18 protein-coding genes are annotated in these 20685 nt (G+C 45.3%); 14 read left to right on the top strand and 4 right to left on the bottom strand.

What is annotated here, in order from left to right:
* Positions 1-2: 2 nt before the first annotated feature.
* A complete protein-coding gene (locus M3202_RS07200; RefSeq protein ID WP_251222674.1) occupies positions 3-1412 on the bottom strand; it encodes a glycoside hydrolase family 18 protein in 1410 nt (469 codons plus the stop codon).
* Positions 1413-1836: 424 nt separating this feature from the next.
* Between M3202_RS07200 and M3202_RS07195 the strand changes: the two genes are divergently transcribed.
* Positions 1837-3282 carry a DHA2 family efflux MFS transporter permease subunit gene (locus M3202_RS07195; protein ID WP_251222673.1) on the top strand — a complete coding sequence of 482 codons (1446 nt, stop codon included), beginning with the start codon at positions 1837-1839 and terminating at the stop codon, positions 3280-3282.
* A gap of 195 nt (positions 3283-3477) precedes the next feature.
* Here M3202_RS07195 and M3202_RS07190 read toward each other — a convergent pair whose 3' ends face one another.
* The 3 genes from M3202_RS07190 to M3202_RS07180 all read right to left on the bottom strand — a co-directional run bounded on the left by M3202_RS07190 (position 3478) and on the right by M3202_RS07180 (position 7467).
* On the bottom strand, positions 3478-3666 hold the full coding sequence (locus M3202_RS07190) for a hypothetical protein (protein WP_251222672.1): 189 nt from the start codon (positions 3664-3666) through the stop codon (positions 3478-3480).
* Positions 3667-3917: 251 nt separating this feature from the next.
* Positions 3918-4223, bottom strand: coding sequence for a PadR family transcriptional regulator (locus tag M3202_RS07185; RefSeq protein WP_251222671.1), 306 nt, complete (start codon positions 4221-4223; stop codon positions 3918-3920).
* Positions 4224-4764: 541 nt separating this feature from the next.
* A complete protein-coding gene (locus tag M3202_RS07180) occupies positions 4765-7467 on the bottom strand; it encodes a UxaA family hydrolase (protein WP_251222670.1) in 2703 nt (900 codons plus the stop codon).
* A 379-nt stretch (positions 7468-7846) separates the two neighbouring features.
* Here M3202_RS07180 and M3202_RS07175 point away from each other — a divergent pair, with 379 nt between their 5' ends.
* The 13 genes from M3202_RS07175 to M3202_RS07115 all read left to right on the top strand — a co-directional run bounded on the left by M3202_RS07175 (position 7847) and on the right by M3202_RS07115 (position 20685).
* A complete protein-coding gene (locus M3202_RS07175) occupies positions 7847-8536 on the top strand; it encodes a response regulator transcription factor (protein ID WP_251222669.1) in 690 nt (229 codons plus the stop codon).
* Entirely contained in the window at positions 8533-10311 is a 1779-nt protein-coding gene (locus tag M3202_RS07170; protein WP_251222668.1) for a sensor histidine kinase, read from the top strand. Before M3202_RS07175 ends, M3202_RS07170 begins: the two co-directional genes overlap by 4 nt.
* Positions 10312-10474: 163 nt before the next feature.
* Complete coding sequence (locus M3202_RS07165; protein ID WP_251222667.1) at positions 10475-11128, top strand: GDSL-type esterase/lipase family protein; 654 nt, start codon at positions 10475-10477, stop codon at positions 11126-11128.
* Complete coding sequence (locus tag M3202_RS07160; protein WP_251222666.1) at positions 11118-12260, top strand: acyltransferase family protein; 1143 nt, start codon at positions 11118-11120, stop codon at positions 12258-12260. Before M3202_RS07165 ends, M3202_RS07160 begins: the two co-directional genes overlap by 11 nt.
* 320 nt (positions 12261-12580) lie before the next feature.
* Positions 12581-13252, top strand: a complete 672-nt coding sequence (locus tag M3202_RS07155; protein ID WP_251222665.1) for an N-acetylmuramoyl-L-alanine amidase family protein — start codon at positions 12581-12583, stop codon at positions 13250-13252.
* Positions 13253-13436: 184 nt separating this feature from the next.
* Positions 13437-14546, top strand: coding sequence for an ABC transporter substrate-binding protein (locus M3202_RS07150; protein ID WP_251222664.1), 1110 nt, complete (start codon positions 13437-13439; stop codon positions 14544-14546).
* Entirely contained in the window at positions 14536-15369 is an 834-nt protein-coding gene (locus tag M3202_RS07145) for an alkaline phosphatase family protein (protein WP_251222663.1), read from the top strand. The genes M3202_RS07150 and M3202_RS07145 overlap by 11 nt, the downstream gene beginning before the upstream one ends.
* Before the next feature lie 28 nt (positions 15370-15397).
* On the top strand, positions 15398-16240 hold the full coding sequence (locus M3202_RS07140; protein ID WP_251222662.1) for an ABC transporter permease: 843 nt from the start codon (positions 15398-15400) through the stop codon (positions 16238-16240).
* A complete protein-coding gene (locus M3202_RS07135; RefSeq protein ID WP_251222661.1) occupies positions 16237-17100 on the top strand; it encodes an ABC transporter permease in 864 nt (287 codons plus the stop codon). The genes M3202_RS07140 and M3202_RS07135 overlap by 4 nt, the downstream gene beginning before the upstream one ends.
* Positions 17097-18110, top strand: coding sequence for an ABC transporter ATP-binding protein (locus M3202_RS07130; RefSeq protein ID WP_251222660.1), 1014 nt, complete (start codon positions 17097-17099; stop codon positions 18108-18110). Before M3202_RS07135 ends, M3202_RS07130 begins: the two co-directional genes overlap by 4 nt.
* Before the next feature lie 17 nt (positions 18111-18127).
* Positions 18128-18913 (top strand): DeoR/GlpR family DNA-binding transcription regulator, encoded by a 786-nt coding sequence (locus M3202_RS07125; protein ID WP_251222659.1) that lies wholly within the window; start codon positions 18128-18130, stop codon positions 18911-18913.
* A gap of 13 nt (positions 18914-18926) precedes the next feature.
* The gene (locus tag M3202_RS07120) at positions 18927-19928 is read left to right on the top strand and encodes a histidinol phosphate phosphatase domain-containing protein (protein ID WP_251222658.1); all 1002 of its coding nucleotides are present in this window, start codon (positions 18927-18929) and stop codon (positions 19926-19928) included.
* A 565-nt stretch (positions 19929-20493) separates the two neighbouring features.
* A complete protein-coding gene (locus M3202_RS07115; protein ID WP_251222657.1) occupies positions 20494-20685 on the top strand; it encodes a hypothetical protein in 192 nt (63 codons plus the stop codon).

Below are 20685 nucleotides of genomic sequence, written 5' to 3'. Positions count from 1 at the left end.
TTCTACCTTTTTCGAATCGTAAAGTTCGCCTCTAATAGCGCCCAGTTTTGCGGATAAGGATAGCCCAACGCCCAGTAGCTGACTACCCGCAGCTGAAACTCTTTGATCAAGTCAAATTTCGCCTGGGCGCTGCGGGCATCCTCAAACCATACTTCATGAGCTTGCCCGTTTTCATCCGTATAACGGAAAAACGGAGACTGGGCGAGGGCATCATAGTGGATCGGTGCACGATACCGAATCGCTCGTTGCACAGCTTCCTGTGGACTGAATGTTTCTGCTTCCTGACCCTCGACATGAGGGATTAGCCAGTCACGCGCATAAATTTGAAACCCTAAAAAAACCTTCTCAGGCGGCATAACAGACAAAGCATATTCAACGACCTGTCTCATATTGGATAGCGGTGAAATCGCTTGGGGCGGTCCAAGCCGGTAGCCCCATTCATAGGTCATTAAGATGACGAAATCAACGATCCGGCCATGGGCCTCATAATCATGAGCCTCATACAGCAAGCCGGCCTGAGCGCCACTTGTTTTCGGAGCGACTGTGGTTGACACAAAATAACCATCCGGATGAAGGCGTGCAACAGCCCGTTCGAGAAATTGATTATACAATTCCCGATCATCGGGCAGAACATTTTCAAAATCAATATTTACGCCACTGTACCCTTTTTCTCTCATAATTGTCACAATGTTTGTGAGCAGCTGCTCCTGCAAGTCGGCGCTCGCCAAAATCGTATGAGCTAAATTGGAACCTGCTTCTGTTGCCGTGAAATTTGTAACGGCCATCATTGGGATCACCTGATTTTGCCAGGCTGCAGCGATCGTCAGCTCATCCTCAACCGGCTCGAGCTCTCCAGTTTCCGTTATCATATATGCGAATGGACTCATATAGGTAAGCAGCGGGCTAAGGGAAGCGATCGTTTGGGCCGCGTCCTGATCTTCCTGATAAGTGTACGCATTGACTTCAATAACTGGTCGCGGTCGGGGGATGATCAATGGATAACCTGGGTAAATCAAATTCCCATTGGAAAGCTGGTTTTCTGCTACAAGTGCTTCGACTGTAGTGCCAAAACGATTGGCGATATGCCAAAGGGTATCCTGAGGTTGGACGACATAGTGAATAGGGGGGATAATGATTGTCTCCCCGGGGTAAATCAGATTCGGATTGAGTAACGGATTAGCAGCGATGATCGCCTGGACCGATAAACCGAATTGGGTGGCAATTGTCCAAAGCGTATCACCAGCTTTAATGACATAGGAACTTCCTACGGCGGGAATGATCAGAGCCTGGCCGTTAACAAGCAGATTCGGCTCCTCGATCTGATTCAATTCGATGATCGTCTGGATGTTCACATTGTAGTAGCCGGCAATTGTCCAAAGCGTTTCTCCGCTCCGAACGACATGAATGATCATAGCAGCCCCTCCATCAACATTATTGTCTACTATATGCCGCCTTCTACAAAAAATGACAGTTGGCTGCTGGATTAACAATTAACCGGTCTGTCATTTTCACTCAAAAAAGTACTTGACATTTCTAATAGCACTCGCTATGATTATGATGATTAAAAGCCGGAAGGGTGGTTACCATGATTTACTAATCCTATTGATAGAAGAGCTTATAATATCTTCTAAAGAAAAAGACAGTCGCCTTTGTGCGTTTGTTGTTTTTTGAATAGGATTGGAGCAATCATGGTGTTTTTCATATAGTTAGTAGATCACAAGACATTTCCCTTGTCCGGGTTTGTCTGTTATATTGCTGCCTGTATATACGCATGGTTATCCTCCTGTTCAGAAATGACAGGAGTTTTTTTATTTTATTTACTAATTGGAGGAGCCAATGAACCCTACTATGAAGACGAAGCCGATCCTGATCACGTTTATGATCGGGGCATTCTTTGCTATTTTAAACGAAACATTGCTCAATATTGCTTTAACGGAATTAATGGATGTCTTTTCAATAGAGGCCCATACCGTCCAATGGATGGCGACCGGATTTATGCTCGTAATGGGCGTATTAATGCCTGTGTCCGCTTTGTTGATTCAATGGTTTACGACAAGACAAATGTTTATAGGTGTCATGTCGATTTTTTTACTAGGGACGACAATCGCCGCTTGTGCCTTTAATTTTCCGATGTTATTGGTGGGCCGAATGGTTCAGGCTGTCGGAACAGGGCTGTTGATCCCGGTTATCTTTAATGCTTTGCTGCTGATCTATCCAGTGGAAGTGCGCGGGAAAATTATGGGGACATTCGGACTTGTGATTATGTTCGCGCCGGCGCTCGGTCCGACTTTATCGGGAGTGATCGTTGATTTGCTTGGCTGGCGCTGGTTATTCATCTCTGTTATTCCGTTTGCCGTATTCTCAATTTTATTCGCGCTGAAATATTTACAAAATGTCGGCGAGGTCACCCGTCCAAAAGCCGATATTCCTTCAATAATACTTTCAAGCATCGGAATCGGTGGAATTGTGTATGCTTTTAGCAGCGCCGGAGAAAGCGGACAAGGCTTTATGTCAGCAACCGTGCTAACAATTATCGTGATCAGTCTGCTATCGCTAATTTTCTTCATCCTTCGCCAGCTAAAGCTGGAGGAGCCGCTTCTTGATGTTCGTGTGTTCAAGTATCGGAATTATGCCCAAGGCGTCAGTATTTTTGTCATTGTCGTAATGGCGATGTTCGCCTCTGAAATCGTCATGCCAATGTATTTACAAGGTCCTCTAGGCTTCTCGGCGAAGCTCGCCGGGTTACTACTTTTGCCTGGAGCGTTGTTAAGCGGATTACTTTCTCCGGTGATGGGCACGTTGTTTGACCGCTTTGGTCCAAGAAAACTAATTATACCGGGTTCGATTGTATTAGTCGCAGTGATGATTTTCTTCAGCACAATTGACCCGTCGCTTTCAGCGTGGACATTCATGGCGGTTTATCTAGTGCTGATGGTGGCGATTACCTCGATTATGATGCCGGCTGAAACGAACGCATTAAATGATTTACCTGTTCATTTATATCCACATGGAACTGCGATTGCGACGACGTTGCAGCCGATTGCTGGTGCGTTAGGTGTTTCGATCTTTGTCAGCATCGTTTCACAGGGCAGTAACCGTTTTATTGAATCGCAGACCGGTCCTGTTACCGAGCAAATGCTCGATGAAGCGATGACAATCGGCGTTCATCATGCATACTGGTTTGCAATTGCCTTAAGCGTGGTCGCGTTGTTGATTGCTTTTTTTATGAAAAAAGCAATCAGTCCGGATGGAGGAGCTCAGAGGGAAGGGGCCCTTCATTAACGGACATGATAGCATCAATGGACTTGACCATAACTGAAATTTGAAGATGTGTCCAAATCGTTGCAAAAATAAATGAATAACGCGGCGAATTCAAACTGCACCTCACATGTTAGTGACATGAACATTGAGGTGCAGTTATTTTTTGGCTCCGTTGGCGTTTTACAATAGTAACTCAATGTTTGCATGAATAACTAATTAATTTGCTAAGACTAAAAAGGTTATAAAAAAGATCGCATAAGATCCCATTAAACCAACTGATACTTTAGCTAACCTCGTTTTAATCGAAAAGGCTGGTAAAATTCCAACTTTGAACATATTCACTATTAAAACAACAATTGCTAAGAAAAAAGATAGCATAGCAACTATCAACGCAATTTGTTCCAACAAAATAACCTCCCTTAATGATATCAATTTCGAAATAATTAGGACATTAATTAAGCTAATAAAAGCCAATACTTGACTCATACGAAATCCATAGATCTCCCTTTCACGTAGTTCCATGTGCCAAGCATCAATTATGCCTAAAAGTAAGTCAACTATTGTTTTGAATGACCTATCTGTTTGTGTTAATACCTCAATCAACTCATTGCCATAGCGTCTTCTCCAACTTTTAGGATAGAGATATATAAACCACTTCATAATAAACCAAGCCTTTTCATACCAAGTGAGGCAACTTTCTGAATTTCTTTAATTTGCTCAGTTAAAAAGATTTGTCCTTCCTTTGTCAGCTTGTAAGGCTTTTTACGTTCTTGTGATTCAAGGACACTTATATACCCTGCTTTCTCTAAACGTGATATGGCTCCATATAATGTACCTGGACCTAGCTTAATGTCATAATTTTTTTCAATGTCTTCCATAATCGCATAGCCATGACGGTTTTTTTCAGCAAGACTTATTAATATCAACAATGAAGGTTCAGAAAATCTGTTTTTCTTAACCATATTTCCACTCCTTTCCAACAATTATTACGTTAAACGTTATATCGTATAACGTAATAATAAACTACATTGAAGATGACGTCAATAAAATAAATGATGTCGTGTTAAGTTTTTATTGTTAAACGTATTTTCCACACGATAATCCGAACACCGAAAAAATGTAACGATATAAATAAAAATTAACTGAGGGAGGCAATATGAAATGGTTGCTATGAAGGCGGTTGTTTATGAGTGTCATGGTGGACCTGATGTACTATAGCTATAATCCTTAAGAGATGTATCAAGTTGTTGAAGCCCACCGATATGTTGACGAAGGAAATAAACGTGGAGATATGATTCTACAAATTGAGGCTTAAGCTCAGCAATATAATTGTATTATTCAATAACGATACAATTTGTCGTTACTAGCGGCTTTTAATTTTAGCAAGATTTTGAGCAACAATTTTGCATGTGGCACGCTGCGGACAAATACGCCTTCAAGCAAACTTTGAAGCGTAATAGGGCGGGGCAAAAGGTTTTTTTACCTTTTGCCCCGCCCTATATTTTATAAAGAGATACCTAGCAAACCACGGGTAAATTGAAAATCGATATTCCCTTGTTTGAAAAGGCGTGGCGTATAATTGTGCTCGATTGTTTGCTTACAACGTTCTAAAATTTGTTCTGTCCAGATGGATGGATCACCGCTTAGGACAAGGTCCAAATCGTTGGCGAATCGTTGCTGCATTGTCAGGTTCGAAGAGATTTGCAGCATTGGCACAAACGGGTGGGTCTGCATTGGTTGTTCATTCGTCAAGGCAATAAAGAGCTCGACACCCGTTGCAGCTAATCCTGTGATCGTTTCAACCCAGTGCGTAGTGGGCGCCTCCATAATATGGAAACCGTTTTTGCGTGCATGTTCTCCGTAAGATAGCGACGGCTCGATATCAGCTGATGTGAATACTTGCTTATGATAAGCTTCTGTTTCAAGTAATTGGCTATTGTCAGGAAGCACCACCAAACCGCCAGCACTGACAATCATTTTTGTTAAAGCAGCTAACTGCTCTCCATCAACATCAGTGACGGAACCATCAGTGATAATGCCGACGCGCAACCCTTCAAGCCCGACCACTTCTTCTTTTCGCGGCGGAGTGACGGCCAATTGCTCGGTAAACCAAGCTTCGACCTTTTCCGTTACTTTTTTAATGCCGCCATCAAGCTGAATGCTGGCAAAGCCGAGCCGGCTCGGGTCGATGTCATTCTCTTTCATTTGATTTTTCATAAAGTCATTATGTGTTTTCTCACAGCCATGCTCCAGCAGAAGGCAATGTTTAACAAGAGGATGACGGAGATAGCCCATCATCGTGCGGGCATACATCTGTTCAGGCTGACCAGCCGAGTTCCCACAGCCTTCCGTATGAGCCAATGCCACAAAGCGGGACAGACCTTTTTCCTGACCGAGCTCTTTTTCATTCAGACGCTTGGCGATCATATTGGCGACCTGACCGGAACAGAGACTCGTCGGTAAAATTAAGCCGATGGCGTCACTGGCGAGATGATCGTCCTGACGCGTAAAGCTGAATGTGACAGATGGGTTGACTGCTCCGTCTGTGCGGATGGCAATCGGCTCACCAGTCGGCTCCGGCTTAGTGAGCAGCTCTTTAAGTTTGCTCGCATCGGTCTGCTGCCAGTTGCGCCAAATTTGTACTTGCGCATGGCCTGCTCTTTCCCCGACACTGCGTTGACCGGAGGCTGTTTTCAACATTAATTCAAATGTTTGCTTGCCGAGCTCATCCATCGGCATGCCATCCTGATACAGACCGGCATTAATATCCATATCCTTTGAAAGCAGCTCGAACCGGCGGGAAGTCGTCACGACCTTAAGCGTCGGCACAAACGGAAAGTTGGTCACAGAGCCATTTCCTGTTGTAAAGAAAATCAGATTACAGCCGGAGGCAACCTGGCCGGCGATACTTTCAAGATCGTTCCCCGGACTGTCCATGAAATGAAATCCTGAATCGTGCATTGGCGCACCGTAATCAATCGCATAATCAAGACGCATATCCGGATCTTTTTTGCGGGCGGCACCAATCGACTTCAAATAAATATTATAGAGTCCGCGGAATTTATTTCCGCCTGATGGATTCCCTTCGGCATTCGCCCCATGCCAGGCCGTCCGTGTCTTAAACTCATCGACTAACGTTAAAAACTTGCGTGCCGTCTCGACGTCGCGAACTTTCTGCAGAACATACGGTTCAGCTCCGATTAGTTCATCCGTTTCCGCAAGGTTGGCAGCGCCGCCATACTGGATTAACTCCTTTGAAATCCAGCCGAGCAACGGATTGGCGGAAATGCCGGAGAAGGAGTCGGAACCACCGCACTGCAAAGCGATTTTAAGATGGCTGATTGACTCGGGTGTCCGTTCGATTGCATTTACAGCCGGCAACCATTGTCGGACAATTTCTTCCCCTTTGGCCAAGCTTTCTTCAAATCCATCCTGGATAGAAAGGAAGCGGTGCAGAACATCGTCAACCGGGTAATCGTGGCTTCTTGCATATTCTTCAACCATTTTGTTGGTAACGCCTTCATTTCCGTAATCGACGAGCAGAACGGCACCGACGTTTGGGTTGACCATAAATCCGGAAAGGGTCCGTAATAACAATGGAAGGTTGTTCGGCTGTTTTGTGTCTCCTTCTGTATGAGCGACCGGGACAATTCCGTCAATTTGCGGATAATTCGGCAGTTCGCCTTTCAGGCGCGCAGCCAGCTGCTTTACATAACTGCCGGTACGTGAAGTTGTGCCTAATAAAACGACCATATTTCTTGTTCCGACCCCGCGTGCTTTGCTGCGACGATAGCCCATGAACGTCCGTGTTTCCTTATACGTGGGCAGGGCAGGGGCAGGCTGGAAGCTTTCCTCATCAAGAACAAATTCCGGTACATCGTCGGAAAAATTCGGCTCCGGCGGCAAGGCGAAGTCAAGCCCACGCACACTCAGCGCCTCAAGCACTCCCTCGTTAATCACGTAATTTCCAGGCTGGATTTCCTTCTGCGCGACGCCAAATGGCAGTGCCCACGAAAGCATATCATCGCCCGGCGCAATTGGTTTTACCGCAAAGCGGTGCCCTTCCATGACTGTATAATCCAAAGTCAGCTCCTGCCCCTGATAGTGAATCACCGTACCAGCATCGAGCTGACGCGTCGCCACTGCGACATTATCTTCCGGTAACGGAAGTCTAGCAACTTCATCAAATTTGTAAGATAAATTCATAGTTTTCAAACTCCTTACTGTAGATTTCTATCAACAATCTATCATCATGGCTAAAACGATGCTCAAAAAGCTTGAAAGCGTTTTATAAATTTTTTAATAAAAATCGAAGTCCCGTTTTTAGCATAGATGAGCTCATGTACATATTTTATCACAGAATGAAAAAAACGGCTGATATTTTCTTATAAACAGTTCTTTCCTATATTATGTTCAAAGAATGACCATCGTTCATGTAAGGTTGTGTCACCCGAAGAAAAGACTAATTGGGCGAAAGGTGAAAATTAACTTTTACGTCGTACTGCCTCCCATCTTCATCTCATCTTTATCTCTTTATGCTATGCTTTTCATAAGAAGCGCACATTGCATATTGTGAGGGGAAAAAATGGCGAAAACAGTGTTAATTGTAGAAGACGAAGACATTTTACGAGAAATCGTAAAAGACTATTTGCTGAATGAAGGATACAACGTAATAGAAGCGGCAGATGGGAACGAAGCTTTAGTGATGTTTGAAGAACACCCGGTCGATTTAATCATTTTGGATATTATGCTGCCGAAGTTGGATGGCTGGTCTGTTTGCAGACGGATCCGAAAAACGTCTTCCGATGTAGCTGTTATTATGCTGACAGCCCGCGCTGATGAAGACGATACGCTACTTGGCTTTGAGCTTGGGGCAGATGATTATGTAACAAAACCTTATAGTCCGCCGATTTTGTTGGCGAGGGTAAAACGCCTACTAGAAAGCCGTAATTCTGCCAAAGGTACGTTGGCGGAAGAAGAGAGATTAACAGGTAATGGAATTTGTCTCGACCTTGCTTCGCGGACCGTGTCAGCAGAGGGAGAAACTATCCATTTGACTCATACAGAGTTTGAAATTTTAGCCTACTTAATGCGTAATGCTGGAATGATTATCACGAGAGAACAGCTCATTACAAAAATTTGGGGGTATGAGTTTGCCGGTGATGACCGGACTATCAACAGTCATATCCGTAATTTACGTCATAAATTAGGAAATAGAGCAAAGGCTATAGTGACTGTTATTCGAGTTGGTTATAAGTTTGAGGGTGACGTATGAAGGTAGGAATTGTCCCAAAGTTATTTATCCTGACGACCTTATTATGCATGCTTATTTTACTCGTTATTTTTGTCGGACAGACGATCTTTTTTAAGCAATTTTATGCTAATCAAAAGGTAAATGAGATTCAAGCGAGTATGCAATCATTTGAGATCGACTTTATAAATGCTGAGGGCGATCCAGCAACGATTCAAAAGCTGCAGGAAGAGTTCTATCAGGCCAATCAAACCTGGATTACACCGTTAGATCATCTCGGAAATATAAAATTCGCAGACGATTTTTCTGTAACCCTTCAGGTGAACGCTACTCAAAATCAGCAGCTCTCCAACCAAGTCATCACGATCCCCTTATACAGCTTTATGGAGTTGGAGGAAGTTGAGCGGGAAAAGTTTTATTTAGCACCGGGAAAACATCTTCTGATCGATGGACTCATAGAAGGGCATGACATCATCCCGTCTATTTTAACGGTGAAAGATGCGAATAAAGTACTGGAGAATCGGCACTTGTCAGATAGGCTTTACGGTCCAAACGCCGAGGTAGAGACATCCCGGATGGACAGCTTATATGTGTCGGGAGAAATTAAAGAATTACAATTGCCAGTTGGCGCAGCAGGTTCAGCCCTTTACACGAATCGTGTTTTTATTGAAAGGATAAAGCAATTTCAAGCAAACCTAATCATAAATGATGATCAAAGCAGTTCTGCTGAAACGCTTGACTATGAGGAAAATGGTATTCAATATAAAATTTTCATCCGTCCTGTAACGAACGAGGCCGAAGAGACAGTTTATCTGTTTGCGATGACGTCATTACAGCCTGTCGATGAAGCGGTGCAAATGGTAAAAGATTATTACGCATACTTACTTATCTTTGTCCTTCTGCTTATTATTCTTGTTTCCCTCTACTATTCAAAAAAGATCGCAAAACCTTTGCTGCAAATAAATGAGACGGCAGGCCGGATGGCCAGGTTGGATTTTTCCGAAAAAATCCCGGTTGCCTCAAAGGATGAAATCGGAGCTTTATCTCATAACATTAATACACTTTCTACTACGCTCCATTCCTACATTCAGCAATTGCAAGAGGATATTGAGAAAGAAAAACAGCTGGAAAGGACACGAAAGGAATTTATTTCCGGGGTTTCTCATGAATTGAAGACGCCTTTGAGCGTTTTGAAAAGCTGTCTCTCCATTTTGGAGGATGGAATAGCCAATAATAAAAAGGACTATTATTTCCAGGCGATGATAAAAGAGGTCGATAAAATGGACCGGCTGATCGTGGAGATGCTTGAACTGGCAAAATTCGAGTCCGGGACGTATAAAATGAAAATGGATGTCTTTTCGATCGATCAGCTTATTGAGCATATATGCGAGAAATTGGCTTTAGAGATTGCCAACAAGCAGCTTGAGCTGGTCAAACAGCTTTCCGGCAGCCAGGTCGTTGCTAATCAGGATCGGATCGAACAAGTGGTGACGAACTTTATGACGAATGCCATTCGCTACACGCCGGTAGATCATAAAATCATCTTATCGACGATTGAAGAAGATACTCGCGTAAAAGTTTGTGTTGAAAACAAAGGAGCTCATATCGAGCAGGAGCATTTGCAAAAAATCTGGGACCGCTTCTATCGGGGCCATATAGATCAGCATCACTCAAAGGACGGTACCGGATTAGGTCTTGCTATTTCAAAAAATATACTGGAGCTGCATGGGGTGGAGTATGGCGCTGCAAATACCGAAGATGGCGTGTTGTTTTTCTTTACTTTAAATAAAAAAATCTAGAGAGCTGGAAGCCATTCGTTCTATGTGGAAATTGAACGAATGGCTTCTTTCGTTTGTCAGTAAATTTTTTAACTAATATCGATATGATCTGGATTTCATCTTTATCTCTTTCAATTATTCTTCCTTTGTACGGTTAATTAATTTGTATTAGGAGGAAGATGAAATGGGAAAACATGTTTTTTTGACGATGTTGATTGGGGTGCTTTTACTGCTTGTTACAGCTTGTGGAAACGATAAGGGTGAGTCCGGAACGATTTCTAATGGGGGAACGAGTGATGATGTTGCTTCGGCTTATCAACAAAGTGCTTTTTTAGGTGACTCTATGCTAGTGGGATTAACGGAGGTGTTAAATGACTCTCAGATTATTAGTAACGCGGGAGCGACCGCGATGTTCGCCCTGAAAGAAGTGGAGAGTCTGGCAATCATCGAGCCTGAAAGAGTTTTTACGCTGTTAGGATCTAGTGATTTACTAATGCCGGTTGATGATCCGATTGAAGATTCAGTGAGTCATTACGCTACCTTACTGGAACAGATAAACGAGAAGCTGCCAAACGCTGAGATATACGTCTTGTCCGTTCCAGAAGTGACGAGCGAAACGCTTGCAATTGAACCACGTTATCAGGATATTCCCGATTATAATGAAGCGCTTGAAAGCATGACTGAAGCCAAAGGAGTAGGCTTTATTGATTTATCACCGCTATTTGAAGGGAAAGAAGAGTTGCATGATGGGGATGGCGTTCACTTCAAGGATGAGTTTTATCCGCTTTTCCTGAATCATATTGCAAATGAAATTCAAGGGGGACGGGATGAAGGCTAGAGTGGACATGACCACCGATGCAAGCAAGAAATCCGGCTATATACCGGGGCTGAATGGGATCAGAGCGTTCGCTTTGTTTGCAGTGATCGCCTACCATCTCAATCTGGAAGCGGTCTCTGGTGGTTTTTTAGGTGTCGGCGTATTTTTTGTCTTATCCGGGTATCTCATTACAGACCTTCTCATGATGGAGTGGAAGTATACTAACCGGATTGATTTTCGCCAGTTTTGGATCCGGCGAATCAAGCGTCTGCTTCCTACCCAGCTTGTCGTCTTACTGGCTGTCGCGCTATGGACAGCGCTGTTTCATCCTCTGCAATTAGCGGAGCTGTGGGGGGACTGGTTCGCATCACTTTTTTATATGACGAACTGGTGGTTCATCTTTAACGATATCGGCTATTTTTCTAATTTCGGACAGCCATCTCCGCTCTTGCATTTCTGGTCGCTCGCTGTTGAGGAGCAGTTTTATCTCGTTTGGCCAGTGTTGCTTTTACTTGGTCTTCGGTTTGTTCGCAACCGCAAACTTCTCACTGGTTTCATCCTCTTCGGAGCTCTGGCTTCAATCGTTGGAATGGCAGCGCTCTATCAACCGGGGCTACTCGATACTAGCAGAGTCTATTTCGGGACAGATACCCGTGCCTTCTCTCTTCTGATCGGAGCAGCACTGGCGCTATGTGTACCGAGTCATATCGTCAAGGAGAAGCTGACAGACCGTAAAGGGGCGCGTCTTGCCCTCAATTTTATCGGGACTGTCAGTCTGGCCGGCTTGCTTTGGATGATGTGGAAGACGACCGAGTACGATGCTTTCCTGTACCGCGGTGGTATGGTGCTGCAGTCATTGGCGGCAGCTGGCTTGATCGTCGCTGCCGTTCACCCCTCTACTTGGATCAATCGTGTTTTCGAATGGAAGTGGCTACGGTGGTTCGGCATTCGTTCATACGGTATTTATTTATGGCATTATCCGATTATCGTTTTGTTCTTTCCGGCAGGAAATGGAGAAAATCGGCTCATTTGGATGTTGATCCAAATGGGGATTACGCTTGTGGTTGCCACGTTGTCTTGGCGGTTTATCGAGCAGCCAATCCGTTACGGTGCGAAAAGAAGGAAGTGGAGGGAGCTCACTCCTTCACAATAAAAAAGGAATGAAGCCGATTAAGGAGCTTGAGACAAAACTAGCTTTGGACCTACTGGCAATGGCTTCATACGCCACAAGCCCGTTGTGAGAAACCCACTCACAACGGGCTTTTAAAAAAAGATCGTGGCGGTTCCGCTCATTGCTTAGGGGCTGGGCAAAAGGTAAAAAAAACAACCTTTTGTCACAACCCCTTCATTATTTAAATGATATCGATACCGTCTTTACCTTGTCTTGATCTCTGTCTATTAATCTAGCAGTAGTAGCAAGGGCGGCTTCCAGGAAGTTCGTTCTAGATTAACAAAGAGAAAGAAGGCAGACACATGGTAAAGAGATTAGTATTCACGACATTGTTCTTATTTTCAATGATCGTTTTAACAGCCTGCACAAGCGAGCCGGGTTTTATGAGAAGCGCAGATTCCGATCATGGGATAAACAGTCAGCCGGCCTTAAAGGTTGTTCTTGATCCAGGGCATGGCGGTAAAGATGGCGGAGCAACAGGGGTGAGCGGTCAGTTTGAAAAGGACTTTACATTATGTGTGGCGAAAAAGGTGGAAAAGCTTCTGAAAGCGGAAGCTCACATCGACGTTTTTATGACAAGAACAGAAGACCGCTTCATCTCACAGGAGAGCCGCTACAGACCAAATTATGCGAATCAGCTCAACGCGGACTTATTTATTTCGATTCACGGAAATACGTTTTTCGATCCTGAGGTGACAGGCACGGAAACGTATTATTATCATGAGAATTCACGGCTTTTGGCCAAGACAATCCAGGAGCATGTAAGTCATGCTACCGGATTTCGGGATCGGGGAATTATGAAAAAAGATTTGTTTGTTGTAAAGGATACGCAGATGCCAGCGGCTTTGGTTGAAATCGGCTACTTAACAAACCCTGATGATGAAGCAAAAATGTGGACAGACGATTTTCAAAATCGGGTCGCTAATTCTATCGTTGAAGCAATTAAAGAATATAAGCAGAAAGCAGGAACATAGTGACTTGCAAATCAGCAAAAAAAGGGTCTTTGTAGAAGATCCTTTTTTGTCATCTTTACAAAACGTTCACACTATTTAACATCAGCTTTAAATGTTATTAATACTAAACTCGTATAGTGAAGACAAGCAAAAACAACAAAATACAAACAAAAACAAAATGAAAGCAAAGAGGAGGAAGTTGAATATGGCTTTTCTACGCAAACGAAATATGATTCGCGGTTTGGTTTTGGGAGCAGGGCTTTTAAGCTTGGCTGCGTGCGGTTCTAACGATGCAGGTAATGATGGGGGTGCCCTTGACCCGAGCACTCTTACGTTAGAAGAAATTGAGGAAAAGGCGCAGGAGGAAGGCGCTGTATACAGTGTCGGCATGCCTGATTCATGGGCGAACTGGAAGGATACATGGGATGATCTAACGGAGCTTTACGGACTTGAGCATTCTGATACGGATATGTCGAGTGCCGAGGAAATTGCCAAAATGGAATCGGAGGGCGAAAATGCGACAGCCGATATCGGGGATGTCGGGATTTCATTTGGCCCGATCGCCAAGGAAAAAGACATTACCCTTCCATATAAAACGTCCTACTGGGATGAAATTCCTGATTGGGCAAAGGATGACGAAGGTCATTGGGTTGTCGGCTACCAAGGAACAATTTCGTTTATTGCCGATAAAAACCAGGTAAATGAAGTTCCTCGTTCATGGCAGGATTTGCTGGAAGGAGATTATATGGTATCGGTTGGCGATGTTCAAACGGGAACACAAAGCCAAATGGCGGTGTTGGCCGCTGCCGTGGCGCACGGTGGTGATGAAACGAATCTTCAGCCGGGATTGGAGTTTTTTGCCGAACTGGCGAAGCAGGGCCGTCTAAGCACAGCTAATAATCTGAGCGTCTCAGGAATGGAAACAGGCGAAATGCAGGTTGGGATTATGTGGGATTTCAACTCGCTCGGCTATGCTGATGAAGTCGACCGTGACCGTTATGAAGTGACGATTCCGGAAGAAGGATCGATTGTCAGCGGCTATGCGACGATTATTAACAAATATGCCAAGCAGCCGCATGCGGCGATGCTGACGCGCGAGTACATTTTAAGTGACGCGGGGCAAATCAATCTTGCCAAAGGGTATGCTCGTCCAATCCGTGATTCCGTCGAGCTGCCGGCAGAGGTGGCAGAAATGATGATTCCACACGAACAATATCAAAACGCGGTTCCGGTCAATGACCATAATGCTTGGGAAGAGACGGCTAAGGAACTGCCTAGACTATGGCAGAGCGAGGTTCTCATTCATGTCAACTAAATTGATTGTCGTTGTGGTCGATGGCATGCGCTATGACTCTGCGATTGAAAATTTAGGCTATATGGAACATCTGGCGGCGAGCGGGCAGGCAGCCCGCTGCCGGGTAAAATCGGAGCTGCCAAGCTTATCGCGACCACTCTATGAAGTGCTGCTGACAGGTACACCAAGCTCATACAACGGAATCGCGAGCAATGGCGCTGTCCGTTTGTCGCAGCAAAAAAGCCTGTTTCATTTAACGAAAGAGCACGGACTCGTCAATGCGACGGCGTCATATTACTGGGTGAGTGAACTGTATAATCGCGCTCCTTTTCACTTTTTGGAGGATCGCGACCAGCATCATCAGGAGAAGCCGATTCAGCATGGTCGCTTCTACTGGGAGGATCATTATCCGGACAGCCACCTGTTTCTGGATGGGGAGTCATTACGGCGCGAGGTCCATCCTGACTTCCTCTATATTCATTCCATGAATGTCGATGATGACGGGCATAAATTCGGACCGAATTCAACGGAATATCGCCAGAAAATTTTGACGGTGGACAACCTTTTATCCGAGCTCATTCCGCTATGGAAAAAGGAAGGCTATCAGATCGTCGTTACGTCGGATCACGGTATGTCGGAATGGCGTCTGCATGGCGGAACGACAGACGAAGAGCGGCTTGTCCCGCTTTATGTAATAAGTGATCAGGTTGAAACAGGCATTCATGATATCACCTTGCCCCAGCTGGCGTTTGCGCCGCTTATGTGCAAGCTATTGAACATTTCAACATCAGAAAAGATGATTCCCCTCCCGCAACAGGCAGCCGCGCTTGTCAGCGGGCGGTGAGTGCAGGCAGGGAAGGAGGGAGCAGTCGGTGAAACACTCAAAGCTGCTTGCTTATGCAGGTCTTTTACCGCTCGGTTTATTCGTTTGCGGGTTTTTACTGGCGCCGCTTGTCAATATGGTTGTGCAAAGCGTGCAGACAAACGACGGAGCATTCGGCTTCGAACAATTTGCGATTATCTTTCAAGACCCGTTTTATGTACAGGCGATTAAAAACAGTTTAACGATCTCCTTTCTGTCCGCGTCAATTGCGATTGTGATTGCGGCGATTGGAGGATATTCGATTAGCCGGCTGGCCGGGCGCGGAAATCGATACATGGTCATGATCACCAATATGACGTCCTATTTTGAAGGGCTGCCTTTGGCGTTTTCCTTTATTGTTCTGCTCGGCAACAACGGGTTGTTTACCCTTTTGTTTTCCCAGCTCGGCTTCTCTGTCCTCGATGGCTTTAACCTGTATTCCTGGGTCGGTCTCGTAACGGTCTATGTCTATTTCCAGGTGCCATTTGCGATTATGCTGCTGCTTCCTACGTATCAAGGGCTGAACGATGAGTGGAGCTACGCTTCAAATCTACTGGGCGGGACGTCTTTTCACTATTGGGTCCGCATCGGGCTACCCGTGCTGATTCCGGGGATATTTGGCACGTTTACCATTTTACTGGCCAATTCTCTTGGTGCGTATGCGACTGCTTACGCGCTCGTCGGGTCGACGTACAATTTAATTCCGCTGCAAATCGGCTCGCTCATCGCCGGGGATGTGTTCTTGAATCCGAATTTGGCAAGCGCCTTTGGGGTCGTGTTGGCGGCGATTATGCTCGGAGCGTTATGGCTCAATGAACAGATTATGCGAAAAGTAAGGCGGGACTTGAAATGAAATGGAATAAACATGGCTTGATCGTTGTTGCGTTAGCATTTTATCTTTTATTGCCGCTCGCCGGAACGTTGCTTTATTCATTTGCAGAAAACTGGAGTACGACGATCCTGCCGCAAGCGTGGACGTTTTCGTGGTACATTCAGCTCTTTTCGGATGAGCGCTTTCTCGCCGCTTTAGCCAGATCGGCCCTCGTCATTACCGTTTCCGTCACGCTTTGTGTGATCATGATGCTTTTGGCGATGTTTGTGATGCTGCTTTACTTTCCGAAACAGGCCAATGTGCTGAAGGTGATCTCGATGCTGCCTTACGGGGTACCGGCTGTCGCCGCCGCCATCGGTCTGTTAAATCTCTATTCGTCTTCCTCGATTCAAATTGTCGGCACGCCGTGGATTTTATTTGGGGTTTATGCCGTGATCATTATGCCATTTGTCTATCAAAGCATCCGCAACAGCATTTACACAATTGATGCAATAGAGCTGATCCAGGCTGCTGAAATCCTTGGGGCGACAAAATGGCAGGCGATCACATCGGTCGTCTTGCCGAATATTTCAAAAGGGATTTTGTCAGCGACGCTGCTTTCGATTTCGATGCTGTTCGGCGAATTCGCCCTGGCCAACCTGCTTGTCGGCGGACGGTTTGAAACATTGCAAATTTATTTATATCAGCAAATGAGCAAAAACGGCCATTTAACAAGCGCGATCGTCATCACGTATTACACGATGATTATGATCATTACCGGTCTGCTGTTAAATTTCCAGGCCTCAAAAGGAGAGAAGCAGGCAAAGCGGGAACGCGGCCGATTGCGCAAAGGACTCGGTCATTCGGCGAAAAAAACTGTGGCTGAAGGAGAAATAACATGAGCTATGTAAGTGTGAATTCGTTAATGAAACGCTATGAAGAGAAAACAGTCCTGGATCAAATTACTTTTTCGATTGAAAAAGGCGAGTTTGTGACGCTGCTTGGGCAAAGCGGGTGCGGGAAAAGCACCTTGCTCCGCTCTTTGGCCGGAATCACGCAAATTGATGAAGGACAAATTGTCGTCAATGGCCGCGATATTACGAATCTTCCATCGAGACAAAGAGGAATCGGGATGGTTTTTCAATCATATGCGTTATTCCCGAACCTCACCGTTCACCAAAATATTTCCTATGGGCCGAAGCTGAAGAAACAGCGCAATATTGAAGCCGAAGTGAGAAAAATGATTGAAATGATGGGACTCGAAGGACTGGAAGCCCGCTACCCTCATGAACTGTCCGGCGGTCAACAGCAACGGGTCGCCTTTGCCCGTTCGCTAATTATGAAGCCGACGGTGCTATTGCTTGATGAACCTTTCAGCGCCCTTGATGCAAAAATACGGAAGTCATTGCAGGAGGAAGTGAAGCGCATCCAGAAGGAGCTGGAGATCACGACGATTTTTGTGACGCATGACCAGAAGGAAGCGATGATTTTGAGTGACACGATTTATGTAATGAATCAAGGAAAAGTTGAGCAGGCCGGGACGCCGGAAGAGATTTATACGAAGCCGCAAAACAAGTTCGTCGCAGGCTTCATCGGCGCCTATAATCTCTTTTCAAAATCAGAATGGGAGCAGTGCAGCGGTCACGAGCTCAAAGCCCCATTTCAGGATATGGCCGTCCGGCCGGAAAGCATTCTGCTTACTGGGAGCGATCAAGAAGGAAGCTCTTCCGATTATTATGTGATCAAAGGAAAAATCGAGATGAAAACATTAAATGGAAGCATGCTTAGCTACAAAGTTAAAACGAGCGTCAAACATCTCGTCGTTGAAGAGGTGAACAGAGGGGGCGGGAGCTACCAGGAAGGTGATCTTGTCGATCTCATGCTCCCAAAGGAGGCATGCATTCCATTATAGCGGAAGGAGGAGGAAAAATGGAGTGGTTCCCGGAAGAGCGGAAGCAGTATATTTTGGACCAGCTGAAATCGAACGGCAAAGTACAGGTGACAACCCTTTCAGAGCATTTTGCCGTCACAACGGAGACGATTCGGCGCGATCTTGATGTGCTCGAAAAAGAAGGTGTCGTCAAGCGGGTATACGGCGGGGCGGTGCTGACGAGATACCCACACGGAGAGCCTTCACTGCCAAACCGCAAGAGCATTATGGAAAAAGAAAAGAGGCGAATCGGCAAAAAAGCAGCCGATCTCATTCAGGATGGCACGACAATCGCGATTGATGTCGGCACGACCGTCCTCGAGCTGGCCAGCGCGATTAAAAACAAAGAAAATATTACGATCCTCACAAATTCATTGCCGGTCGCTACGATTCTTGTAGAAGCATTAAATCGTAAAGACTTTAGCGGCGACGTTATTTTGCTAGGCGGACAAATCAATCCGGCTCAATATTCGCTGACGGGGCGCTTGACTGAAATGGTACTCGGCAACTTTATTGTCGATCAGGCCTTTATCTCTGTCGGCGGTGTCTCGCTGAAAAATGGCATTACGGACTATGACATGAATGAGGCGATGATGTCGAAGGCGATGATTGAAGCGGCAAAAGAGATTATCGTCCTTTCCGATCATTCGAAATTAGGTGTGGATGCCTTTTGCAAAATATGCCCGATCGAAGACGTCAATGCAATCGTCTGCACGACGGATATGCCTGGCTCCTGGAAGGAAAGCAAGCTGTTTCAAAATATTAATTGGATTATAGCAGACTAAAGGAAGTGTTACTTTGAGCGTAGACTATCATGTTCACTTAGAAGAAGGGCCTTATTCGGTTAATTGGCTGGCACGGACGGCAAAAGCATTAGCTTTCTTTTCTGAAAAAGATGCGCAAGTACGCAATTCCCTCGCTCAAATCGAGCAGCTGACGAAGCGGCTCCATAACCGCGTTGAGGAAGGCTGTTACTCAGAAGCATGGCTGGACCTTTATCTGGAACGGGCCATCCAGCTCGGATTAAAAGAGGTCGGGCTTGTCGAACATTTATACCGCTTTCAAGAATGCCGCCGCTATTTTGAAGCGCATATGCATTTGGCAAATGATGAACTTGGAAAACTCCAAATGAGTTGGCTCGAGCGGGTGGCAACGATCCCCTCGATGAACCAATTTATTGATTTCATACAATCACAGCAGGAGAAGTGGAACAACCACGGTGTTACGTTGTCTCTCGGAATTGAAGCCGACTTTTTCCCGCACGGCGAGGCGGAGCTTGAAGCACTGCTTGCCAATAAGCCGTGGGATTATGTCATCGGTTCTGTTCATTTTGTCCGCGGCTGGGGCTTCGATAACAAATACACCGCAGGTCGCTTCGAGCAGGAGGATTTAGCTGAGCTGTACCACACGCATACCGACTATGTCTGCCAGGCGATCTCGTCACAGCTATTTGATTTAATCGCCCACCTCGATAACTTGAAAGTATTTTCATACCGGCCGGAGGAAGCGCTCCTGCTTGAAAACTACACACGGATTGCCGAGACGTTGCAGCGGCACGACGTCGCAACCGAGGTCAATACCGGCCTCGCTTATCGCTATCCCGTTAAGGAAGCGTGCCCAAGCCCGGCTTATTTGCAAATATTAGCTCGTCACGTCATTCCGTTCACGCTCTCATCAGATGCCCATTTCCCCGATGATGTAGGCACCAACATCGAACAGTCGATCGAGCTTCTACGCCGTAATCAGTACACAAGCATCGTCGGATTTTCGAAGCGAAAAAGATATGAAATCACGATGTAGCGAGGCTTCTTCATCAGATGTTCTTTTTTTAGGGTCCATCAACTCTGAAGGACACTTTTATGGTTTAACACAATTGGGACATCTATTATCGCTATCTTGCGAGGGGCTCGGTCAAAAGGTAAAAAACAACCTTTTGATCGAGCCCCTAAGCATTTTGACTCATGCTTTTTTCTTTTCGTTCAAAGGAAAACCCTTTCCGAGTCGTTGAAATAGCGATGTGCGCTTATTTTCTTTGTTCCTATTGAATCGTGTGATCTTCGCCGGCTTCATGATGCTGATCATGATTGCAAGTAGAACTTTGGAATAAACAGTCTTCGCAGTAACCGTGGATGCCGTCGAACTCGTACCAGTTTTTGCAGCATAAGCAACGCTTATGCAAAATGTTATTAATTAATAAGTCGTATCCATAATATGTTGGCACTCTTTTAATGTTCATCACATCGCCTCCAAAAGATTGCTCTTAGGCACTATATGAAGGAAAGGAGCAGGAAGTGTTTGTAATGATTACCAGGCTAAATGGACAGACTTGGGGAATTCTATGTCAGGTAGAAAGGTGGTGAACAAAATGGAAGGTAAATTAGGGATTCATGAAGGTCTGGAGTTGCATGAGCTTATGACATTTAAAAACCTTTGTGTGACTAAATCAACAGTGATGATGGGACTTGTTAATGATCAGGAATTACGTTCATTGTTACAGCAGGATATCCAGGCAGGTACTCGAAGCATTCAACAAATTCAATCACTGATCCAACAATAA

This window comes from Halalkalibacter oceani (assembly GCF_023715605.1).
Classification (GTDB): Bacteria; Bacillota; Bacilli; order Bacillales; family Bacillaceae_D; genus Halalkalibacter; species Halalkalibacter oceani.
This window is presented reverse-complemented; position numbering and strand designations above follow the sequence as displayed.

Coding starts and splice junctions, on each gene's coding strand:
- M3202_RS07130 (WP_251222660.1), top strand. CDS start 17,097: ATGAGCTATGTAAGTGTGAATTCGTTAATGAAACGCTATGAAGAGAAA.
- M3202_RS07135 (WP_251222661.1), top strand. CDS start 16,237: ATGAAATGGAATAAACATGGCTTGATCGTTGTTGCGTTAGCATTTTAT.
- M3202_RS07180 (WP_251222670.1), bottom strand. CDS start 7,467: ATGAATTTATCTTACAAATTTGATGAAGTTGCTAGACTTCCGTTACCG.
- M3202_RS07145 (WP_251222663.1), top strand. CDS start 14,536: ATGTCAACTAAATTGATTGTCGTTGTGGTCGATGGCATGCGCTATGAC.
- M3202_RS07125 (WP_251222659.1), top strand. CDS start 18,128: ATGGAGTGGTTCCCGGAAGAGCGGAAGCAGTATATTTTGGACCAGCTG.
- M3202_RS07115 (WP_251222657.1), top strand. CDS start 20,494: ATGGAAGGTAAATTAGGGATTCATGAAGGTCTGGAGTTGCATGAGCTT.
- M3202_RS07175 (WP_251222669.1), top strand. CDS start 7,847: ATGGCGAAAACAGTGTTAATTGTAGAAGACGAAGACATTTTACGAGAA.
- M3202_RS07200 (WP_251222674.1), bottom strand. CDS start 1,412: ATGATCATTCATGTCGTTCGGAGCGGAGAAACGCTTTGGACAATTGCC.
- M3202_RS07165 (WP_251222667.1), top strand. CDS start 10,475: ATGGGAAAACATGTTTTTTTGACGATGTTGATTGGGGTGCTTTTACTG.
- M3202_RS07185 (WP_251222671.1), bottom strand. CDS start 4,223: ATGGTTAAGAAAAACAGATTTTCTGAACCTTCATTGTTGATATTAATA.
- M3202_RS07195 (WP_251222673.1), top strand. CDS start 1,837: ATGAACCCTACTATGAAGACGAAGCCGATCCTGATCACGTTTATGATC.
- M3202_RS07155 (WP_251222665.1), top strand. CDS start 12,581: ATGGTAAAGAGATTAGTATTCACGACATTGTTCTTATTTTCAATGATC.
- M3202_RS07150 (WP_251222664.1), top strand. CDS start 13,437: ATGGCTTTTCTACGCAAACGAAATATGATTCGCGGTTTGGTTTTGGGA.
- M3202_RS07160 (WP_251222666.1), top strand. CDS start 11,118: ATGAAGGCTAGAGTGGACATGACCACCGATGCAAGCAAGAAATCCGGC.
- M3202_RS07170 (WP_251222668.1), top strand. CDS start 8,533: ATGAAGGTAGGAATTGTCCCAAAGTTATTTATCCTGACGACCTTATTA.